Origin of the sequence: Rhodoligotrophos defluvii (assembly GCF_005281615.1) — a bacterium.
Classification (GTDB): Bacteria; Pseudomonadota; Alphaproteobacteria; order Rhizobiales; family Im1; genus Rhodoligotrophos; species Rhodoligotrophos defluvii.
This window is the reverse complement of sequence record NZ_SZZM01000002.1, coordinates 317,510-337,249: the sequence shown is the minus strand read 5'-3', so window position 1 is coordinate 337,249 and position 19,740 is coordinate 317,510. Positions and strand designations below refer to the sequence as shown.

General features: G+C 63.6%; 20 protein-coding genes and 1 pseudogene. 15 read left to right on the top strand and 6 right to left on the bottom strand.

Going from position 1 to position 19,740, the window contains the following annotated elements; genetic code table 11:
• The first annotated feature begins 16 nt into the window (after positions 1-16).
• The 14 genes from E4P09_RS10710 (at position 17) to E4P09_RS10645 (ending at position 13,289) form a co-directional block, all read left to right on the top strand.
• Complete coding sequence (locus E4P09_RS10710; protein ID WP_137389600.1) at positions 17-1,228, top strand: ABC transporter substrate-binding protein; 1,212 nt, start codon at positions 17-19, stop codon at positions 1,226-1,228.
• Positions 1,229-1,310: 82 nt separating this feature from the next.
• Complete coding sequence (locus tag E4P09_RS10705) at positions 1,311-2,060, top strand: SDR family NAD(P)-dependent oxidoreductase (RefSeq protein WP_137389599.1); 750 nt, start codon at positions 1,311-1,313, stop codon at positions 2,058-2,060.
• A gap of 5 nt (positions 2,061-2,065) precedes the next feature.
• Entirely contained in the window at positions 2,066-2,974 is a 909-nt protein-coding gene (locus tag E4P09_RS10700) for an NAD(P)-dependent oxidoreductase (RefSeq protein WP_137389598.1), read from the top strand.
• On the top strand, positions 2,971-3,879 hold the full coding sequence (locus E4P09_RS10695) for a branched-chain amino acid ABC transporter permease (protein WP_137389597.1): 909 nt from the start codon (positions 2,971-2,973) through the stop codon (positions 3,877-3,879). Before E4P09_RS10700 ends, E4P09_RS10695 begins: the two co-directional genes overlap by 4 nt.
• Complete coding sequence (locus tag E4P09_RS10690; RefSeq protein WP_239025126.1) at positions 3,872-4,849, top strand: branched-chain amino acid ABC transporter permease; 978 nt, start codon at positions 3,872-3,874, stop codon at positions 4,847-4,849. Before E4P09_RS10695 ends, E4P09_RS10690 begins: the two co-directional genes overlap by 8 nt.
• A complete protein-coding gene (locus E4P09_RS10685) occupies positions 4,846-5,622 on the top strand; it encodes an ABC transporter ATP-binding protein (protein ID WP_137389596.1) in 777 nt (258 codons plus the stop codon). Before E4P09_RS10690 ends, E4P09_RS10685 begins: the two co-directional genes overlap by 4 nt.
• Entirely contained in the window at positions 5,615-6,343 is a 729-nt protein-coding gene (locus tag E4P09_RS10680; RefSeq protein ID WP_137389595.1) for an ABC transporter ATP-binding protein, read from the top strand. The genes E4P09_RS10685 and E4P09_RS10680 overlap by 8 nt, the downstream gene beginning before the upstream one ends.
• Positions 6,344-6,370: 27 nt before the next feature.
• A complete protein-coding gene (locus E4P09_RS10675) occupies positions 6,371-7,180 on the top strand; it encodes an N-acyl homoserine lactonase family protein (RefSeq protein WP_137389594.1) in 810 nt (269 codons plus the stop codon).
• An 82-nt stretch (positions 7,181-7,262) separates the two neighbouring features.
• Positions 7,263-7,898 (top strand): GntR family transcriptional regulator, encoded by a 636-nt coding sequence (locus tag E4P09_RS10670; protein WP_137389593.1) that lies wholly within the window; start codon positions 7,263-7,265, stop codon positions 7,896-7,898.
• 79 nt (positions 7,899-7,977) lie between these two features.
• Positions 7,978-8,556: a cysteine hydrolase family protein gene (locus E4P09_RS10665; RefSeq protein WP_137389592.1), complete on the top strand. Its 579-nt coding sequence runs from the start codon at positions 7,978-7,980 to the stop codon at positions 8,554-8,556.
• Between the two features lie 232 nt (positions 8,557-8,788).
• A complete protein-coding gene (locus tag E4P09_RS10660) occupies positions 8,789-10,000 on the top strand; it encodes an FAS1-like dehydratase domain-containing protein (protein WP_137390263.1) in 1,212 nt (403 codons plus the stop codon).
• A gap of 23 nt (positions 10,001-10,023) precedes the next feature.
• Positions 10,024-11,226 (top strand): CaiB/BaiF CoA transferase family protein, encoded by a 1,203-nt coding sequence (locus E4P09_RS10655; protein ID WP_137389591.1) that lies wholly within the window; start codon positions 10,024-10,026, stop codon positions 11,224-11,226.
• The gene (locus tag E4P09_RS10650; RefSeq protein ID WP_137389590.1) at positions 11,223-12,416 is read left to right on the top strand and encodes a CaiB/BaiF CoA transferase family protein; all 1,194 of its coding nucleotides are present in this window, start codon (positions 11,223-11,225) and stop codon (positions 12,414-12,416) included. The genes E4P09_RS10655 and E4P09_RS10650 overlap by 4 nt, the downstream gene beginning before the upstream one ends.
• A gap of 21 nt (positions 12,417-12,437) precedes the next feature.
• On the top strand, positions 12,438-13,289 hold the full coding sequence (locus tag E4P09_RS10645) for an HTD2 family dehydratase (RefSeq protein WP_137389589.1): 852 nt from the start codon (positions 12,438-12,440) through the stop codon (positions 13,287-13,289).
• Positions 13,290-13,518: 229 nt separating this feature from the next.
• On the opposite strand, the gene E4P09_RS10640 is transcribed toward E4P09_RS10645, so the two are convergent.
• From E4P09_RS10640 to E4P09_RS26460, 6 genes and pseudogenes are all read right to left on the bottom strand, one after another.
• Positions 13,519-14,250: an ABC transporter permease gene (locus E4P09_RS10640; RefSeq protein ID WP_170984358.1), complete on the bottom strand. Its 732-nt coding sequence runs from the start codon at positions 14,248-14,250 to the stop codon at positions 13,519-13,521.
• A 23-nt stretch (positions 14,251-14,273) separates the two neighbouring features.
• A complete protein-coding gene (locus tag E4P09_RS10635) occupies positions 14,274-15,032 on the bottom strand; it encodes an ABC transporter ATP-binding protein (protein ID WP_137389587.1) in 759 nt (252 codons plus the stop codon).
• A 62-nt stretch (positions 15,033-15,094) separates the two neighbouring features.
• Positions 15,095-16,084, bottom strand: a complete 990-nt coding sequence (locus E4P09_RS10630) for an ABC transporter substrate-binding protein (RefSeq protein WP_170984357.1) — start codon at positions 16,082-16,084, stop codon at positions 15,095-15,097.
• A 41-nt stretch (positions 16,085-16,125) separates the two neighbouring features.
• On the bottom strand, positions 16,126-17,451 hold the full coding sequence (locus tag E4P09_RS10625; protein WP_137389585.1) for a UbiD family decarboxylase: 1,326 nt from the start codon (positions 17,449-17,451) through the stop codon (positions 16,126-16,128).
• The gene (locus E4P09_RS26465; RefSeq protein ID WP_239025185.1) at positions 17,444-18,070 is read right to left on the bottom strand and encodes a TIGR02444 family protein; all 627 of its coding nucleotides are present in this window, start codon (positions 18,068-18,070) and stop codon (positions 17,444-17,446) included. Before E4P09_RS26465 ends, E4P09_RS10625 begins: the two co-directional genes overlap by 8 nt.
• Before the next feature lie 57 nt (positions 18,071-18,127).
• Positions 18,128-18,697, bottom strand: a pseudogene (locus tag E4P09_RS26460) (UbiX family flavin prenyltransferase); the annotation flags it as partial.
• A 191-nt stretch (positions 18,698-18,888) separates the two neighbouring features.
• Here E4P09_RS26460 and E4P09_RS10615 point away from each other — a divergent pair.
• Complete coding sequence (locus E4P09_RS10615; RefSeq protein ID WP_137389583.1) at positions 18,889-19,698, top strand: IclR family transcriptional regulator; 810 nt, start codon at positions 18,889-18,891, stop codon at positions 19,696-19,698.
• The last annotated feature ends 42 nt before the right edge of the window (positions 19,699-19,740 follow it).

Sequence of the window (19,740 nt, the reverse complement as noted above, 5' to 3'; positions counted from 1 at the left end):
GATGGGAGGAGTGCAGATGCTTTCGCGTGTCGGATATGGGATCAGGGCTGCGCTTGTGGCGGCTGCTCTGGGTGTGGCCGGGGCCGCCGGGGCCGCGGATGTCGGGATCGATGAAGAGAAGAAAGTGGTAACGATCGGCGCCTTTACGCCGGTAACCGGCCCTGTGCCCTTCTACGCGATCCTCACTCATGCCGCCGATGCGTATTACCGCAATCTCAACGAGCAGGGCGGGATCGACGGCTGGACGGTCAAGTATGTGACCAAGGATGACGGCTATGATCCCGCACGCAGCGTGGCGGTGACACGTCAGCTCGTCGAGGATGACGGCATTTTCGCGCTGTCCGCATCCGTGGGGACCGCCACCAATGTGGCTGTGCTGCCTTATGCGCGTGAGGTCGGCCTCCCCGTGGTCAGCCCCATCGGCGGAGCGAGCGCTTTTTTCGTGGAGCCGAATGTCTTTCCGCTTTTGCCGGATTACGGCTGGTCGGCGGCTTCCAACCTGGACTATGCGGTCAACACGCTGGGCTTGAAGAAGATCGCCCTTCTCTGGGAAAATGACGAGCTCGGCAAGTCGGCCAAGCGTGGTTTCGATGCCTATATGAAGAAGCTCGGGCTCGAGCCCGCGGCCTCCGTGCCGTTCGACGTCAAGACGACGAGCTTCAGCCCGCATATCCGCCGTGTCGCCAACGCCGGTGCTGAGGCCGTGATCCTCTTTGGCTCGAACGCGAATCTTGCGGCCGCCCTGAAAGCGGCGGACTTGCAGGGGCTGGACGTGAAATGGTTCGCGCCGTTCTTCACGGCTGATCCGTCGACCCTAAAGCTTGCAGGCGATCTGCTGGAAGGGGTTTATTTTTCCTCCTGGCTCCTACCGGTTTCGAGCGACGATCCGGAGATCGTTGCCTATCGCGAGTCGATCAAGAAATACTACCCGGAGGATCCAATCGGCGTGTTCGGCCTGAACGGCTGGAGCAATGCCGGGATTTTCCACAAAGGCTTCGAAGCGCTACTAAAAAGCGGCAAGGAATTGACGCGCGAGAATCTCATCGCGGCGCTTGAGACGCTGGACAATGTTTCGGTGGGCGGAGCGCGGGGTGTCTCCTTCAAGCCGGGTGATCATCGAGGCACGCGCCAGGAAGGTATCATCCAGGTGAAGAACGGGGAATTCGAGCTGGTGCAGGAATTCAGGCCCTATCCCGCTGTTGTTTTCGACGCGCCCATGGCCGAATGAGGGGTGCCGGTGTGCCCGCTGCGAGAAATGCGGCGGGCGCCCATGCTGTCGAACGAAGAGGAAAAACGCGGGAGGAAATCGAATGGGCCTTGTTCCGGTCAGCGCGCCGGCGCGTCTCGACGGATCGGTCGCCATAGTCACGGGTGCTGCGGGAGGCATCGGCAGGGCGACGGTTTTGGCGCTTGCGGAGGCAGGCGCAACGGTGATCGCCACCGACATCGTGGAAGAGGCGACCTTCAGCGCCGGCAAGGTGGTCTACCGTCGCTATGACGTGACCTCGGTGGAGGAAACCGATGCACTTCTGGGCGGTATCCGCAGGGAGCACGGCCGCATCGATGCGCTGGTGCTTTGTGCCGGGACGATTTCCCACCGCTCGCTGACCCAATCCACCAATGAAGAGTGGCGCACGATCCTCGATGTCAACCTGATGGGCGTCGTCAATCCCGTCCGTGCCGTCTTTCCGGTGATGGCCGAGCAGGGCGGGGGCAAAATCGTGGCGCTCGGTTCCATCGCGGCGAAGATCGGCGGTGTGGCGTCCGGCCCCTCCTATGTGGCTGCCAAGTCGGCCGTGCACGGGCTGATGAAGTGGGTCGCCAAGGCGGGAGCCTCGCACGGCGTCTTTGCCAATGTCATCGCGCCGGGGCCGGTGGAAACGCCCATGTGGGAAACGGTGACGCAGCGCGCCGCCCCTTCTCCCAATGGCAACGTGCCGCTCGGGCGCTTCGGGCAGCCGGAAGATATCGCCCAAGCGATCCTCTTTCTCTGTTCACCCGCGTCCAACTGGATCACCGGAACCGTTCTCGACGTGAACGGCGGCATGTTGATGGATTGAGCGGCATGAGCAAGGACGCGACGATCGGATTCATCGGGCTCGGCGTCATGGGCGGCCCCATGTGCCGGAACATGGCCAGGAAGCACCCCGGGCGGGTGATCGCCTTCGACCTCTCGAGTGAGGCGCTGGCGGCATTGCGCGATACCAAAGCCGAGACCGCCGCTTCCATCGAGGCGCTGGCGGCGGAGGCGGATCTCGTCTTCCTGTCGCTGCCCGGCGGACCGCAGGTCGAGATGGTCTGCGGCCTGATTCTGACGAATGCACGGCCGGGGACGGCGGTGGTCGACCTCTCCACCATGCCCGTTGCCGTGGCGCGCAAGATGGCCGGCATCCTTGCGCAGAAGGATATCGGCTTTGCCGACGCGCCGGTGGCGCGCACGCGCGAGGCGGCCCAAAGCGGCGAGCTCGCGATCATGGTGGGCGCGCCGGACGCACTTTACGCGCGTATCCGGCCGATGCTCGACTACATCGCCACCGACATCACGCATGGCGGCGAGGTAGGGGCGGGGCAGGTGCTGAAGCTCGTCAACAACATGCTCGTTTTCGCCAACACAGTGGCTTTGGCCGAGATGATGGTTCTGGGCGAGAAGGCGGGCGTTGCCCCGGAGACGCTGCTCGAAGCGGTGTCCAAGGGATCGGGCGACAGTTTCGTTCTGCGCAATCACGGCCGCAAGGCCATGCTGCCGCGCAACTTTCCGGAAAAGGCTTTCTCGCCCGAATATGTGCTCAAGGACATCGGCTACGTCTTCGAGCTGGCAGGTGAGGCGGGCATTCCGCTGCCCGCAGCCGAGACCGCACGGCGCTATTACAGCGCCGCGGTCGAGCACGGGCTGGGCGGGCGCTACTTCCCGGGCGTGATCAAGCTCGTGGAGGATGGCGTCATGGGACAAGGCGGGGGAGCCGAGACCTCATGAGCCTCCCGGATGTTCTTGCCACGGCGGCGCGCGATCTCTTCCCGCTGATCTGGTCGGGAATGATCACCGGCTGCCTCTATGCGCTTGGGGCGCTCGGGCTGGTCATGATCTTCAAGTGCTCGCGGGTGGTGAATTTCTCGCACGGCAATGTGGCGGGCTTTGCCGCCTTCCTCATATACGGCTTTTCGAGCGGGGTGCTGCTGGAGCTCAGCTGGGGCGCTGCCGTGCTCCTGGCGGTCGTCGCCGTGATCGCCATTGCCTTCCTGACCTACGCGATCATCTCGCCCCTGGTCTTCGAGAACGACCTCACGGCGACGATAGCGACTTTGGGCGTCGGCCTGATCGCACAGGGGGCGACGCTGCTGATCTTCGGCGCCGACATCGTCGGCCTCGACCTGCCGGTGCCGCGCTTCAGCCTGTCGGTACTGGGGCTGCTGGTCACGGGCTACGACCTGACGGTGCTCGCCGTCGCGGTCGTCACCATCGGCGCTCTCTTCTTCGTCATCGACCACACCAAGCTCGGCATCGCCTTTCGAGCCATCTCGGATAACCCGTTCGCCGCCGAGGTTTGCGGGCTGAATCTGCGCTCGGTGCATCTTTTCGCCTGGATCGTGGCGGCGGTTCTGGGCGTCGTTGGAGCGCTGCTGATCGTGCCGACTACCTTCCTGAGCGTGACCACGGTGGCCGCGTTCATGCTGCAAGCCTTCGCCGCCGCGGTGATCGGCGGATTTGCCAGCCTCCCGGGCAGCCTCATCGGCGGCATCCTCATCGGCATCCTGATGAACCTGTTCACCTTCTACGTGTCGCCCGAGTTCAGCAGCACGTTTCTCCTGGGGATCATCCTGGTGGCGCTGAACATCTTCCCGAACGGCATTCTCGAGCGCGTGGGAGGCAGCCGTGTCTGACCGCACCGCTTCGATTGGTCTACGCAACCCGGTTCAGGGGATCGCGCCGGCGGAGATGCTCGGCTACGCAGTCATCGCCGTGCTGGTCTGCCTGCCGTGGTTCGTTGGCGGCTCGTGGGTGTTTGCGCTGGGCGTGTGCTTTGCCAATGCGATCGGCGTGCTCTCCGTCAGCATGCTTGTCCGCTATGGCGGGGAGGTTTCCATCGGCCACGCCTTCTTCGCCGCCATAGGAGCCTATTGCGTCGCCATTCTGGACACGCGTTACGGGCTTTCCCTTCCGGTGAGTCTGCCTCTGGCGGTGGTGCTCGGCGTTGCGTCCGGGGTGCTCTTCGCATGGCCCTCGCGAAGGCTTTCCGGCATCTATCTCGCCGTTTCGACCATGGCGCTGGCGCTGGCGATGCCGGAGCTCATCAACAATCTGGATAGCCTGACCGGCGGGTATGAGGGGCTCTATGTCTCTCAACCGGTCCTGCCGGGCGTGAGCATGTCCTACCAGCGTTACTACATCGCCTTGCTTGCCCTTGTCGCCGTCACCTATGCGCTGGCGCGCCTGCGCCAGTCGCGGCAGGGGCTGGCGCTGCTTCTGGCCAAGTCGCATCCGGCTGCTGCGGACGCTTTCGGGACATCGCGCGTCTGGGCGCGGGTGAGCGTGATGGGCATCAGCGGCGGTATCGCCGCGCTCTATGGCGCCGTGCTGGGCTTTGCCGGCTCGACCGTGTCGCCCAGCGGCTTCACGCTCTGGTCCTCGATATTCCTGCTGGTGGGTTCGGTGGTCGGCTTCTACGGCCTCACACTGCCTCGTGCGCTGGTGGGTGGCGCCTTTCTGACGCTGGTGCCGCAGCTCCTGTCGGCCTCGGGTGCCTGGATACCGGTGCTCTATGGGCTGGCGCTTCTGGGCATGATCCTCATTGGCCATTACCTGCCACGCATTCGGGAGATCGCCGGCCACCGGAAGGAGGCGGCGCGATGAACGGTGCAGTGACGGCGCTCGAAGGGAAAGGCATTTCCCTTTCATTCGGCGGCATCCAGGTGCTGAAGGGGCTGGATGTCCAATTCCGCGCGGGGGAAATCACCGGGCTGATCGGCCCCAACGGCGCGGGGAAGACGAGCCTATTTAATTGCCTGACCGGCGCCTATTCGCCCCAATCCGGAACCATCACCTATTCCGGGCACAGCCTCGACGGCCTGCCGCCTGCGGCGCGCGCGAGTATGGGCATCGTGCGCAGCTTCCAGCATGTGGCGCTGAGCCCCGATCTGACGGTCCTGGAAAATGTGATGATCGGTGTGGCGCGCAATTTCTACTCCGGATGGCCGGACGCTTTCCTGCCGCTGCCGCGAGGCCGGGCGGAGCGAGAGGAGATGCGGTCGGCGGCTTGGTCGGCTCTTGCCGAGCTGGGCTTGCCGGATGTGGGCGACAGGATGCCGGGCGAGCTGCCGCCCGGCATGCTGCGGCTGGTTGAAATCGCCCGCGCCATTGTCGGGAAACCCTCGGTCCTCCTGCTCGACGAGCCCGCGGCAGGGCTCAACAATGCCGAGACGCGGGATCTGATGGTTAGCCTCAGCGCCCTTGCCGCGCCCGGCCTCGTCATGGTGGTCGTGGAGCACGACATGGATCTCGTCATGTCCATATGCGACCGGATCTACGTGCTGAATTTCGGCGAGTTCGTCGCCTGCGGCACGCCGCAAGAGGTCCGCAACGACCCCGACGTGGTGCGGATCTATTTGGGCAGCGACGATGACTGACCTGCTCAACATATCCAACCTCTCGGTCTTCTATGGCGCGACGGCGCAGGCGGTGGAGAAGGTCTCCTTCTCCGTCGGGCCGGGCTCGGTCGTGGCACTGCTCGGTGCGAACGGGGCGGGAAAGACGTCGATCATGAAGGCCATTGCGGGGCTTATTCCGGCGCGCGGCCAAATCCGCTTCGAAGGCGAGCCGGTCGAGGCCGCGCCTGCCCGGGAGCGGGTCCGCAAGGGCATCGTCTACGTTCCGGAGGGGCGCGAGATCGTCGGCAACATGACCGTGCGCGAGAACCTCGTCCTGGGGGGCTATCATCTCTCCGGAAGCAGGCGGCGGCAGCGGATCGACATGGTGCTCGACCTGTTCCCGGAGATCGCCGACAAGGCCGAGCGATCAGCCTGGCGGTTGAGCGGCGGCGAGCAGCAGATGCTGGCGATCGGGCGGGGATTGATGGCGGCTCCGCGCCTGCTGCTCCTGGACGAGCCCTCCCTCGGGCTGGCGCCGCTTCTGGTGCGCCGGGTGTTCGACCGGCTGAGCGCGATCCGCAAGGAGAGCGACTTGGCTATCGTGCTGGTCGAGCAGAATTTGGCGATGACCATGCGCCTTTGCGACGAGGTGCATTTCCTGCGCGCGGGGCGCCTGGTGGGGCAGCGCACCAGGGAGGAGCTGAAGGAGGATTCGGCCCGCCAGGAGGCGATCGAAGCCTATCTCGGTGCAAGCGCCTGAAGGCAGAAGGGAAGGGGAGGCAAAAGCATGCCTGAGGCCGCAGAGAAGGGAGCGACGTGGCGCATCTACGGCATCCGCCATGCGACCAACAAGGAGCGCAGGCGCGGCCAGAACTTCATCCTTGAGGCCGATCCGGCAGCACCCCAGGTGTTGGACTTTTATTCCTGGGTTCTGATCGGCGATGGACGGGCCATTGTCGTCGATACCGGCATGGATCCGCAGAAGGCGGCAAAGCACGGCCACACCCATCTCCTGAGCCCGGTGCAGGCTTTGGCCACACTGGGCGTGGACGCCGCGACGGCGGACACGGTCATCCTCACGCATGCTCATTACGATCACCTGGGATATCTGGACGCTTTTCCGCACGCCCGTTTCCACATGCAGGCGGAGGAGATGGCCTATGTCACGGGGCCTTGGATGGAAAAGCCCTGGTTCCGCCGTGCCTACGAGCCGGATGAGATTTCGCGCCTCGTCCATCTCCTGCATGGCGGACGGCTTTCGCTGCACGGGCGGGACGAGCACATAGCCCAAGGCGTGAGTGTGCATTGGGTAGGCGGGCATTGCGCCGGGCAGGAGGTCGTGCGGGTGCGCACCGGCCGCGGGTGGGTGGTGCTCGCCTCGGACGCGCTGCATTACTATGAGGAATACGAGCGGGGCATACCCTTTGCGGTGGCCTTCAACCTCTCCGACATGATCGCCGCCCACGACCGGATCCGGGCGCTTGCCGACAGCGACGACCACGTGCTTCCCGCCCATGATCCGCGGATTGCCGAGATCTATCCCGTGGAAAACACGCAAAACATCTTCCGGCTTGACGTTTCACCCACCCGCAGGTGAGATCATGCCCTTGTGAAGGAGTGCATTATGCAATTCTCCACATGCTGTGAGACGTCTGAAAAGTGCACGGAAGGCCAACAGGTTGAAGCACCAGACCAAGGAAGAGCGGATCGCCGATTACCTTCGAGAAGGCATTATTTCCGGTCAATTCCCGCGTGGATCGAAGCTGAAGCAGGCACAGATCGCGGAAATGACCGGGACGAGCATTACGCCGGTGCGCGAGGCGATAAAGCTTCTCGAGGCGGAAGGCTTCATCCTCGGCACCTCGCATCGAGGGGCGGTCGTGGCGCCCTTCGATCTGAACGCGACCGAAGAGATCGTCGACCTGCGCGTGACGCTCGAATCGAAACTGGCATTGAAGGCGATGCAGCGCCTGACGGCGGCCGAGATGGAGGGTCTGCGCGCGCTGCAGGGCGAGTTGGACGATGCGGCTGCACGTGGAGACCGCGATGCCGTGCGCAAGATCAACTATCGCTTCCACGAGCTGCTCTACCTTGCCGCAGATCTGCCGCAGACGCTGCGGTTCGTGCGCACCCTCTGGGCGCGATATCCGTTCGACCTGATCAACAAGCTCGACAATCGCATCGAGCGCGCCTCCCGCGAGCATCGGGAGATGCTGAGCGCGATCCTGGCACGCGACGAGGGCGCGATGCTCGCCGCCCTGCGCACGCATATCCGCGCCGGCTGGGAAGAATTCAAGGCAAGCTACAGCGGATAGGCCGAAGAAACGCCGACCTCGTTCCGACGTTTCCGCGGGCTTGCCCGATTGCAGAAATGAAGAAACGAGGAGACGGAATATGGCTTCCGACACCGTTCTGCTTGTCATGGACATGATCAACGACCTGGTCCACCCCGAAGGGATGGGCGCCAAGACATATGTGCCGCTCTGCCGGGAGCGCGGGGTCTACGAAAACACGGTGCTCGCAATCAGGCGGGCGCGCGAGGCCGGCACAAGGGTGGGCTATGTGCGCGTCGGGTTTTCGCCCGATTATGCCGAATGCCCGCCCGGATCACCGGTTTTCTCCAAGGCACGCGAGAACGGGCTCTTCATCCTCGGTGCCTGGGGAACCGAGGTCTTCGCCGATTTCGCTCCGCAGGAAGGCGATTTGGACATTATCAAGCACCGGGTCAGCCCCTTTTACGGCACGAGGCTGGAACCGTTTCTACGTGCGCAGGGCATAGGGCGGCTGATCCTGGCCGGGGTGTCGACCAATGGCGTCGTCTCGGCGGCGGTGCGGGAAGGGCATGACCGCGACTATGCCTGTGTCGTCCTGGAAGATTGCTGCGCCGGCGCAACGAAGGAGGAGCATGACTATGCTCTGGCCGGATTGCGCCGCTATGCGCAGGTCACGACTGCGGCGGGGGTGGAATTCTGACTGCCCCGGTTCGCTGCTTCGCAAATAATGCATTGTTTCTGTGCGCGTCGAACGCGCAAGAAAGCAATTAACTCCTAAAATTCCGAATTTCCTGCTGGCGTCGCAATTCTCTTCCCGAATGCCGATTGACTGTGAAAAATAAAATGCATTAAATATCGGAAGAGCCGATCCTCGGCATTCCCGAGGGCAAGCTGGGCAGGAAATTCGAAGGGAGACGCGTGCCGTGACCACGATGGCGACCAAGCAGAAGGCCGAGCAGGATGTCGGGACCGCCCCGGCAGAGGGAAAGATCACGGACGAGGCTGTCGCCGCCGCCCGGGCCATGATCGGCCTACAATTGCGCCCAGAAGGCCCGTATCTGCAGGATGCGACCACGGATACTCTGCGCAACTGGTGCAACGGCATAGGCGACCTGAACCCGCTGTACCGTGAGCAGGAATACGGCCGCAATTCGCGTTATGGCGGTCAGATCGGGCACCCGATGTTTCCCATGGCCTTCGGCTGGGTGGGGCGCACGCGCTGGGGCCTTCCGGGCGTGCACGGTTTCTACGCGGGAAACGACTGGGAGCTGTTTCGCCACATACGGCCGGGTGACCGCATCAGCGCCATCGAGCGCGTGGTGGGCGTGGAGGAGAAGCAGAGCAAGTTCTCCGGCCGCCTGGTGCTGCAATATGTGGAGGCGACCTACAGCAACCAGCGTGGCGAAATCGTCGCGCGCGCGCTTGGCACCTGTACCCGGCACGAGCGCAGGGCCGCGCGCGAGGCCGGCAAATACAAGGACATCAAGACGCATGAATACACGCCCGAGGAATACGAGGCCATCGACGACGCGATCATGCGCGAGCCCGAGCGTATCCGCGGCAGCAACGTGCGCTATTGGGAGGACGTGAAGGAAGGCGAGCAGCTCGATCCGATCGTACGTGGACCGCTCTCGCTCATGGACACGATGGGTTTCCTCGTCGGCAGCGGCCGCGGCCACACGCACGGTGTCGTCTTTCAGGCGGCAATGAAGCATCCCGGGCACTTCTTCCGCAATCCCGAAGCGGGCGGCGGCATCGAATATACGGGCATTGGACATCATCGCGAATCGACTGCCAAAGAGGTCGGTGTTCCGGGCGTCTATGACTACGGCCCGCAGCGGTCATCCTGGATGTGCTCGCTGGTCACCAACTGGATGGGCGACGCCGCTTTCCTCAAACGGGTGCGCACCGAGATGCGGCGCTTCAACACCATGGGCGATACGACATGGTGCAAGGGCAAGGTATCGCGCAAATACATGAAGGATGGTTTCGCGCTCGTCGATCTGGAGATCTGGGGTGAGAACCAGCGCGGCGAGATCACGACCCCGGGTCTGGCGACGGTAATTTTGCCGAGCCGCGACCCGAACGCCAGGGTGTCTTTCGACGGCTCCGCGCTCGATCTCGAACTGCCTGTCGTGCGCTGAGCCGGGCAGGAAAGCCTCAGGCGATGCAGCAGGACAAACCCCTCGCGGGCGTGACGGTCGTGGAGCACGCCTCGGGCGTGGCTGCGGCCTATGCCGGGCGCCTTCTCGCGGCGATGGGGGCGGAGGTCATCATGGTTGAGTCTCCCTCCCTCTGCCCGTTGCGGCGCGAGCCGCCTTTTCTTGAAGGCGAATCCCGGCAAAGTGCGCTTTTCATTTATCTCGCCGCGGGCAAGCGCAGCGTGATCTGCGACCTGCACGACGAGGCGGAGCGTACGGATTTCAACCGGCTGGTGGCCGGGGCACAGATCCTGATCGACGACACGCCGCTGGCTGGCCGGCCGGCCCTGGGTCTCGACCAGGCGGCGGTCGCGGCGCGTCATCCGCACCTGGTGTATGTTTCGGTGCTGCCCTTCGGGGCGGAGGGGCCGAAGGCCGGGTGGAAGGGATGCGAGATCAACCTGATCCACGCCGGAGGTGAAGGCTATCTGCTGCCCAATGGCCTGTCGGCCGACATGTTTCCCGACCGACCGCCTCTCAAGATCGCCGGGCATTTCGCGGAGATGCAGGGCGGCGTGGTTGCCGCTTTCTCCGGGCTTTCGGCCCTTTTGGCCGGTGGGCTCAATGACGAGGGCTGCGAGGGGCAGTTCGTGGACGTTTCCATACAGGACGCCAATCTCGCCGTGAGTGCCTTCGCCCTGCAGCGGCTGGGGGACGGATCGCTCGAGCACCGGCTGACGCGCTCCTTCCGCTTCGGCGGCGTGATCGAGTGCCGTGACGGCTATGTGGAGCTTCTCACGCTCGAAGAACGGCAGTGGCAGGGCCTCGTCCGCCTGATGGGCAACCCTGAATGGGCGATGGACGGGGCGCTGGACGATGCGGCCGAACGCAGCCGGCGTGGTGCGGAGATCAACGAGCATATCAGGGCATGGGCGCGCGCGCACGATGTGCAGGAGCTGGTGGCGCATGCACAGGAGCTGGGCGTACCCATGGCACGCTACAACACGCCGGACGATATCCTGAACGGTGCGCATGAGACGGCGCGCGGCATCTTCCGCGATGTCGAGGTGCCGGGCGTAGGGCAGGTGAAGGTCCAGTCCGCTCCCTTCCGCTTCGGGACGGAGCCCCTGCCGCTCGATGGCGGGGCACCTGCGCCAGGGGCGGACCAGGCTTTGCTGGAAAAAGGCGGGCGAAGGGCGGCCGCGGATGCCGGGAGAGTCAGCGCATGAAGCCTCTGGAGGGTGTGCGCATAGCCGATTTCACCGTTCATGCCGCGGGTCCGTTCTGTACGCATATGCTCTCGCAGCTTGGCGCCGAGTGCATCAAGATCGAGAGCGCGCACCGGCCCGACATCTTTCGCAAGCCCCATGCCGTCTATGGCCGGTTCGGGCCGGCGACATTCGACCAGGTGGCGTCGAACAAGCTGTCGGTGCGGCTCAACCTCAAGCATCCGCAAGGGGTCGCCCTTGCCAAGCGGCTTGTTGCGATTTCCGATGTCGCCGCGGAAAGCTTTCGGGCCGGCGTGATGAAGCGCCTGGGTCTGGGGTACGAGGTCTTGCGCGAGGTGAAACCGGACATTGTCATGGTCTCGGTTTCCTCCTCCGGCCAGACCGGGCCGGACTCCCACTTCGCGGGCTATGCGCCCCTGTTCGGCGCCTGGGGCGGGCTGGGTCATCTCACGGGCTACGAGGACGGCCCTCCCGTCGAGATGCGCCATGTGATGGACCATTCGGTCGGCATGAACGCGGCACTGGCGACGGTGGGCGCATTGCACAAGCGGCGCCGGACGGGGCAGGGCAGCCATGTGGACATCGCCGCGCGGGAGGTCGCCTCATCCTTGGTGGGTGAGGCGCTGGCGGCGAGCTCTGCCGGTGTTCAGGTGAAGCGCATGGGCAATGCGCATCCCAAATATGCCCCGCACGGGCTTTATGCCACAAGGATGAAGGATCGCTGGCTGAGCATCGCCGTCACCGACGATGCAGAATGGGCTGCCCTGGCACGGGTGATGGGGCAGCCGGAGCTGGCACGGGATTTACGCTATGCCACTGCGGAAGCGCGGGTGAAGGCGCGTGATGCGGTTGATTCGCTCGTCTCTGCGTGGAGCGCCGGCGTCGATGCGGAGGATGCTGCCCATCAGCTCCAGGAGGCGGGGGTGCCGGCGCACGTCTCATGGAGCATGCGGGACGTGGCGCTGGACACCCACCTGCGGGTGCGCCGCGCGGTGGTGCCCGTGTGGGAGACCGGTGGCCGCGAGAGGCTGGCCGTGGGGTTTCCGGCACGGTTCTCGCGCAGCGACGATCCGACCATCGAGCGCGGAACGCCCGGATTGGGCGAGCACGAGGAATATGTCTATGGCGAGTTGCTGGGGATGGGACGGGCCGACTATGCGCGCCTCGTCGAGGACGGGGTCATCTACTGAACGGAGCGGGAGGCCGACGCCATGACGGCGGGTAACGACTATGCCGAAGCCATCGGCCGGACCGAGCGGCTGAGCGGGACGATCCTGCCCGAGCGGGCAGCGGCGCTGGCCGCGACGCTGGACCTTGGCCCGGCGCCCGCGCTGGGTGATGCTCTGCCGCCGGGCTGGCACTGGCTCTACTTCAATCCGTTCGTCGCCCGAAGCCGGCTGGGGCATGATGGACATCCCAAACGCGGAGGTTTCCTGCCCGACGTGAAGCTGCCGCGCCGGATGTGGGCGGGCGGGCGCCTCAACTATCACGCGCCGCTTCCCGTCGGCGCGGAAGCGGTAAAGGAGAGCGAGATCGCCAATGTGGTCTCGAAATCGGGGCGCGCCGGCGATCTGGTCTTCGTGACGGTGCGCCACACGATTTCCTGCGAGGGGCAGCCCTGCATCAGCGAGGAGCAGGACATCGTCTACCGCGAGGCCCCCGCACCCGATGCGCCGAAGCCGGCACCCGCACCCGCTCCGGAAGGGGCGGAGTGGTCGGAGGAGGTGGTGCCCGACACGGTTCTCCTGTTCCGCTATTCCGCGCTCACCTCGAACGGCCATCGCATCCACTATGATAAGCCTTATGCGGCGGGTGAGGAGGGCTATCCGGATCTCGTGGTGCACGGGCCTCTGATTGCCACACTGCTGCAGGGCTTTGCGGTCCGCTGCCGCTCCGGGGCACGGCTCGAAACCTTCGACTTTCGCGGCCAGGCGCCGCTCTTCGTGGACCGGCCCTTCCGTCTCGAGGCCAAGGCGGGGGAAAGGGACGGCAAGCTCAAGGTATGGGCGCGCGGGCCTGAAGGCGAGCTGGCGATGCGGGCCGAAGCGACGTTCGCCAAGTGAGGGAGACACGGTCCACGCGGGGTGCCGCGCAGCTATCTCTTCGTGCCCGGACAGAGTCGGTATCGTTTAGGCGCAATCGCATGATTTCGCTGGAGAACGAGGAGGTGGTGGGGTCGGACCGAGCTGACGGTAATCACGAAGGGAACCGCTACGATCGCTTCGGCACTCTATAGCGATCTGCCGTTGTTGCGATCGTGAGGCCTCCTGATCGCAACCCATCTCATTCAAATCAGCGCTTACGCTGCGACGGCCGCCACGTCAGGACCAGGCGCTCGAACAGCGAGACGGCGCCGATGCCCAGCATCGTAAAGGCCGTGATCGAGAACAGCGCAGCAAAGACCAGTGGTGTGTCGAGATTGAATTGCCCCGACAGGATCAGATGCCCTATGCCATCATTCCCGCCGATGAACTCACCGACGATCGAGCCGACCAGCGCCAGCGGGAATGCCACCTTGAGCGCATCCGTGATGTAAGGAATAGCGTTCATCAAGCGCACCTTCATGAAGATACGCCAGCGCGTTCCGCCGGAAAGCGTCGACAGATCGATGACATCTGCATCGATCTCGCCGAGCCCGGTCAGCGAGTTGACAAAGATCGGAAACAGGGCGAGCAGGAAAGCCAGCAGGATCTTCGACTCGATACCTAAGCCGAACCAGATCACGAATAAAGGCGCGATCGCGATCTTGGGGATGGAGTTGAATGCTGCCAGGAGCGGCATGACCACGGATCGGAGCGAGGGGACGTAGACGACGGCAAGCGCCAGCAGCACGCCCGAGACGAGAGCCATCGCCAGGCCCACCAGCGTGGTCAGCGCGGTCATCGCCAGACCCTGAAACTGCACCGAGGCAGTCTCGGCGAAGCGCTCGGCGATGGCCGACGGGAGCGGCAGAACGTAACTGGGAATTCCGGCGAGCGGAGCGCCGAACTGCCAGATCAGCAGCAGGGCGGCGAAGGCGAGCACGGGCCGGAGCGAATTCTGCATGATCAATACTCCGTCTCGCCCGCCTCGATGCCGTCGCGCACCCGAGCCGACAAGTCGACGAACCGTGGATCGCGCAAGGTGGCGGTGGTACGCGGGCGCGGCAGGTCGACCGAGACTATGTCGCGGATCCGCCCGGGACGCGGTGTCATGACGATCACCGTATCCGAGAGCAGCACGGCCTCGGTGATGCTGTGGGTGACGAACAGCACCGTGCTGCGGATTTCCTCCCATAGGGTCTGCAGGGCAAAGCCCATGCGCTCGCGGGTGATGACGTCCAGCGCGCCGAACGGTTCATCCATGAGGATCAGCGGCGGTTTCATAAGCATCGCCCGGCAGATCGCCGCCCGCTGCTGCATGCCGCCTGACAATTCGTGAGGATAGCTTGCCTCGAAGCCGGTCAAGCCAGCCAAGGCCATCAGTTCCTTGGCGCGCGCCTGATATTTGTTGGCCCGCAGCCCTCCCATCTCGGCAACGAAAAGAATGTTGGCAAGCGTCGTGCGCCAGGGCAGCAGTACCGGGGCCTGGAACACCATGCCGACATCGCGGATGGGCCCGCGCACTTCCTTGCCGCGGACCAGCAGGCGGCCGTGGCTGGGCTGCACGAGCCCCGCCGCGATGCGCAGCAAAGTCGACTTGCCGCAGCCGCTCGGGCCGACGATCGACACGAAACTGTTCTCGGGCACCGAGAACGAGACATTGTCGACCGCCAGCGTCGAACCGAACGACTTTGAGAGACCTTCGACAAGGAGGGATGTTGCCATGGTTTTTTCAGCAGTAGCGAGCTCGAATGATCGGGCGCCGTGCTTGCACGGCACCCGATGGCTCAATGACCCTTCAGGGCGAAGAGGTCATCGGGCGTCATGGCGACGTCGAGCTTCATGGCTTTCTTCACCAGGTCGATCGATCGTTGAATGCGCTCGTCGGTTGCCACGCCATAGCCATGCTCCTTGGCATAGGGCGTCTGCATCGATGCGATTGTGCCCGACCACTGGGCCAGCACCGTGTCGCGATCCATGGTGGGATTGTATTTGACCATGATGTCGGCCGTCTCCTCGGGATGCGCGATGGCGTAGTCCACCGCCTTTTTGGTTGCGTCGCTAAAACGCTTCAGCTCGCTGGGGTCTTTCTCGATCCTGGCGTTGTCCGTCACGAGTACATAGCCGAAGATGTCGTAGCCCCAGCGGTCAAAGCCCGCGAATTCTACGCTTTTCCCCTGGGCCGCGGCCACTTTCGACAGGGCCGGCATGTCACCGTCCGAGCTCGCCGTGATCAGGTCGACTTGGCCGCTGAGGAGCAGTGAAAAATAGACCCCGGGATCGGCCGCCTGCCAATCGATTTTGGAGATATCGAGCTTGTGCTCGTCGAAGATGATCGGAAGGATGACCCGCACACTGTCCGTATGGGAGGCCGCGATCTTCTTGCCGACCACAGTGTCCGGTGTGGGGTAGGGCGTGAGCGAGGCCAGGCCGTTGGTCGTCACGTCGGTATAGACCATGAACGCCTTCACCTTGGCGCCCTTGGCCACGGACTGAACGACGGAGCTGACATCGGCCATGCCAAAATCCGCCTGACCGCTGTCTACCGCCGTGAGGACGAAGCCGCTGCCCGTCGCCGGCGCGATCCTTATGTCGAAGCCTGCATCCTTGTAGAAGCCTTTCTCCAGGCCCACGAAGAATGGCGCATGCCGGCCATTGTAGACGTAGTTAGTCAGAAAGGTAATGGCCTTGGGTTCTTGTGCCCGCACCTCGAACGACGTGCTGCAGACAGCAAGAAGAGCGGTAATGGCCGCGGTAAATACGTGCGATCTCTTCACGACGGTCCCTCCGGTTTTATTGTTGAAGTTGCTCCGCATCTTCACTCACTGTCGAAATATGCGGAGAGATCCACGGTGTTGGCACCGGGAATTTTCTTGCGTTCATATTCATGACGACGTGCGAAAGGAACGGTCGCATCGATGCCGAGGCGCCCCCAATGCTCCTTGTGCTCGTCGCGATAGAAGGACGGCGTCTCGGGGATGATCAAGGTGTCCTTGTCAGGCCGCGAGCGGGTGAGCACGGCCCACATCACGTCGTCCATGCTGTAGATATCGACGTCTTCGTCGACGACGGTGCAAACTTTCGCCCAGGTCGGCTCCGCACCAAAGACCGCGAGCAGCACTTGCCGGGCGTGCCCTTCATATTGCTGACGGATCTTCACCACCGTATGCAGCACGAAAGGCTGACACGTCACGTCGACGATGCCGGGCAACACCGCGCTGATGCGCTGATAGATGTTCGCTGCGACCGAAAGCTCGAGCGTGAGCACCTCTTCCGACGAGCCGCATAGGATCGAATGGAAGATGGCATCCTCGCGGCAGGTCACGCCGAGCACTTCGAAAACCGCGTTCTGGCCGACGGGCGTGTAATAGCCCATGAACTCGCCGAAGGGTCCCTCCGCCCGACGCTCGTTGGGAATGAAGCGGCCTTCAATCACGATTTCGGTCGAGGCCGGCACCATCAGGTCGATATGCTTGCAGGGACGCATGGCGATCGGTGCGCCCTGCAGTTTGGCCGCCACCTCCATCTCATCGCTGTCATAAGGCAGAGGCGCGGCCGCGGTCAGGAAGCTCGTCGGCGGCGGGCCGATAAGCATCGCCGCCTCCAGATACTCGCCCTTTTGCTCGGCCTTCTCGTGATAGAGCGTGAGGTGGTGACGCGGCGCCAAACGGCAGCGCAGCTCGGTGTCGCTGACATACATGGAGCGATGGAACGACAGGTTCTGAACGCCGGTCTCAGGCTCCTTGGCCAGGAACATGGCTGACGTGAAATAAGGCGCGGCATCACGCTCGGAATAGGTGATCAGCGGCAGGTCCGACAATTTGCACTCGACATATTTGATGTCGCCGTTCGCGGGCACCGATGCCGGCATGGAGCGCTTTTCGGCGATCGCCGCGATGTTGCTCCACTGCTTGCAGAATTCGTCGGGCCCGATGCCAATGATCTCGGCGAGCCGTTCGCGCGAGCCATAGATATTGGTGAGCACAGGGAGCTTTGATCCGGTCACATTGTGGAACAAGATGGGCTTGCCCCATCGGCGGTGGGCAGCGTCGGTGACGGCCGCCAGCTCGTGCTTGCAATTCACCTCGCGGTGAACTTCCAGTAATTCGCCTCTCGCCTTCAACTTTTGCAGATAATTACGCATGGCGGGATCTCTGAATATCCTCAATGTCACTATTGTTCGTGTGGAATTTCTCGATCCTGTGCTCACGGGCGGCGCCCGCTAGGATGGCCAACGCAGCGCCAATCGCCTGATCGTCGAGACCATCCGAATGATCGCCGGCGAAATGGGTCCGGATCCGGTCAAGGCAGATGTCGATGTCGACATGCTCGGCAACTTTGGCCATTCGGGGGGCGTGCTGGTCCAACCAACCGGCCAAGACGGCAAGCTCGATCTTCTCTGCCTCCAATTCTTCCCCCTTGATGCGCTCGCGGAGCTCACGGGTTGCGGGCGAGGCTTCGGGCTTTGACTTAAGGGATGTGCGAATGCGACGGAGCGGCTGCACGATCTCGCGGCGCCAATCCTTCACCAGCGCATCCAGCTCGGCATAGCTCGATGCATCCAACAGAAGGTTCCGCTCGAGGGCTGCGAAAAGCCCGAGCAGCACGATGTCGATATCGGCGCGAAGCATCTCCTGGAGATCAAGACATGCTTGAGCTACGCCCGGCCGCCGGTAGAAGGACAGGGCGAAGTGCCACACGAGCTCTTCCAGCTCGGGCGCTTCTGCGGCATCAGCATTGCGGCTTCTGGCGGCTCTATCCATCTTCAAGGCGGCGATGCGCGCCTTTGAAGATTTTGTCCCGGTGCCGATGTCTTCGCCCCAGCGTGGCTCCTCGCCCGTATCGAGACCGAAGAGATCGAGGGCCCGGCCGACGCTGTGGCGGACGATGTCCTCAACCGAATCCGGGTGGGTATAAAGCGCGGGAACCGGGGGCATGACAATGGCACCTGCTTCGGTGACCGCCGTCATGGCCTTCAGGTGCCCGAGATGCAGCGGCGTCTCGCGGACCATCAGCACCAGCCGGCGCCGTTCCTTCAGCACGACGTCGGCGGCACGAGTGAGCAGGCTCGATGTCACGCCATAAGCGATCTCCGACAGAGTCCTGATCGAGCAGGGCGCAATCAACATGCCCATCGTGCGAAACGAGCCGCTTGAGATAGAGGCGCCGATATCCTCGGTACGATGCACGACGGTGGCGAGCGCGTGCACCTCGCGCAGCTTCATCGGCAGTTCGTGCGCGAGCGTCACCATGGCCGAACGGGACACGACCAGATGGGTCTCGATCCCGAGATTTCGCAACATCTCCAAGGCGACAACGCCATACAGGCTGCCCGAGGCGCCGCTGATCCCTACGATGAGCCGCGGCTTTTGTTCTCTATCCGCCCCCAAGACCGCCCCCTCTGCACCGTCAAACGGGCCGGGAGAAAACATCGCCAGGCGTAGCAACCAGGACCAGCTTGCCTGCCACGACGAAATCTCCTAATGTGCATGTTGCGCTATGCGCAACACTGTTGTGCATATAGCTTGCTGCTAACCTTGCGGCGGGTCAAGCGCGAATCCGTTCGGATAAGCTCGGAGACATGGTGAAGAAGGAGACGAGGACCGTGCCAGCGCGCAGCTCGAGTGTTGCTGCGGTCAAGCACGCCATTGGCGTCTTGCGCTGCATATCCGAGGTCGGCGAACCGATCGGCGTCAATGAAATTGCGCGCCGGGTAGGGCTGCACAAAAGCTCGATTTCACGCCTGGTCGCCACGCTGGCGGAAGAGCGTTTCGTCGAGCGTGATCCCCTCACGGAGCGTATAAAGCTGGGAACGGGTCTCGTTGCGCTCGCTGCACCTGTTCTCCTCGAACTTGAGATCAAGAGCGTCGTGCGGCCGGCCCTCGAGGCTTTGGCCAACGCTGCGCTCGAGACGGCGAGCTACAGCGTCTGGGACGGCGCGGATGCCGTCTGCGTCGAACAGGCGGTGGGCCCGAGGACCGTTAGGACCTTCTCTGAGCCGGGCCGTCGGGATCCCGGTCATTGCACCGCCGCGGGCAAGATGCTGCTTGCCCACCAATCGGCAAAGTCGATCGATGCTTATTGCGCAGCCGGCCTCAAACGCTTCAACGACAAGACCATCACCGATCCCGAGGTGTTGAGATGTGAGCTCGATCTGGCGCGGGAGAGAGGGTATGCCGTCAATTGGGGCGAACTCGACGGCGACGTCGGCGCCCTGTCGGCAGCCGTGTGGGACCGCAGAGGACACGTGGCTGGGACGGTCACGCTGACCGTACCAATCTACCGCTTCGGCACGGACCGCCACGATGAGTTGATTGCTCTCATCCTCGGTGCCGCCCGCGAGATCTCACAGAACTTGGGACACCGGGTCGGCGGTGGAACATTGGCATAGCGTGCCTCAAGCCCGGCCTGTCGCCAACAGGCAAGCCGATAG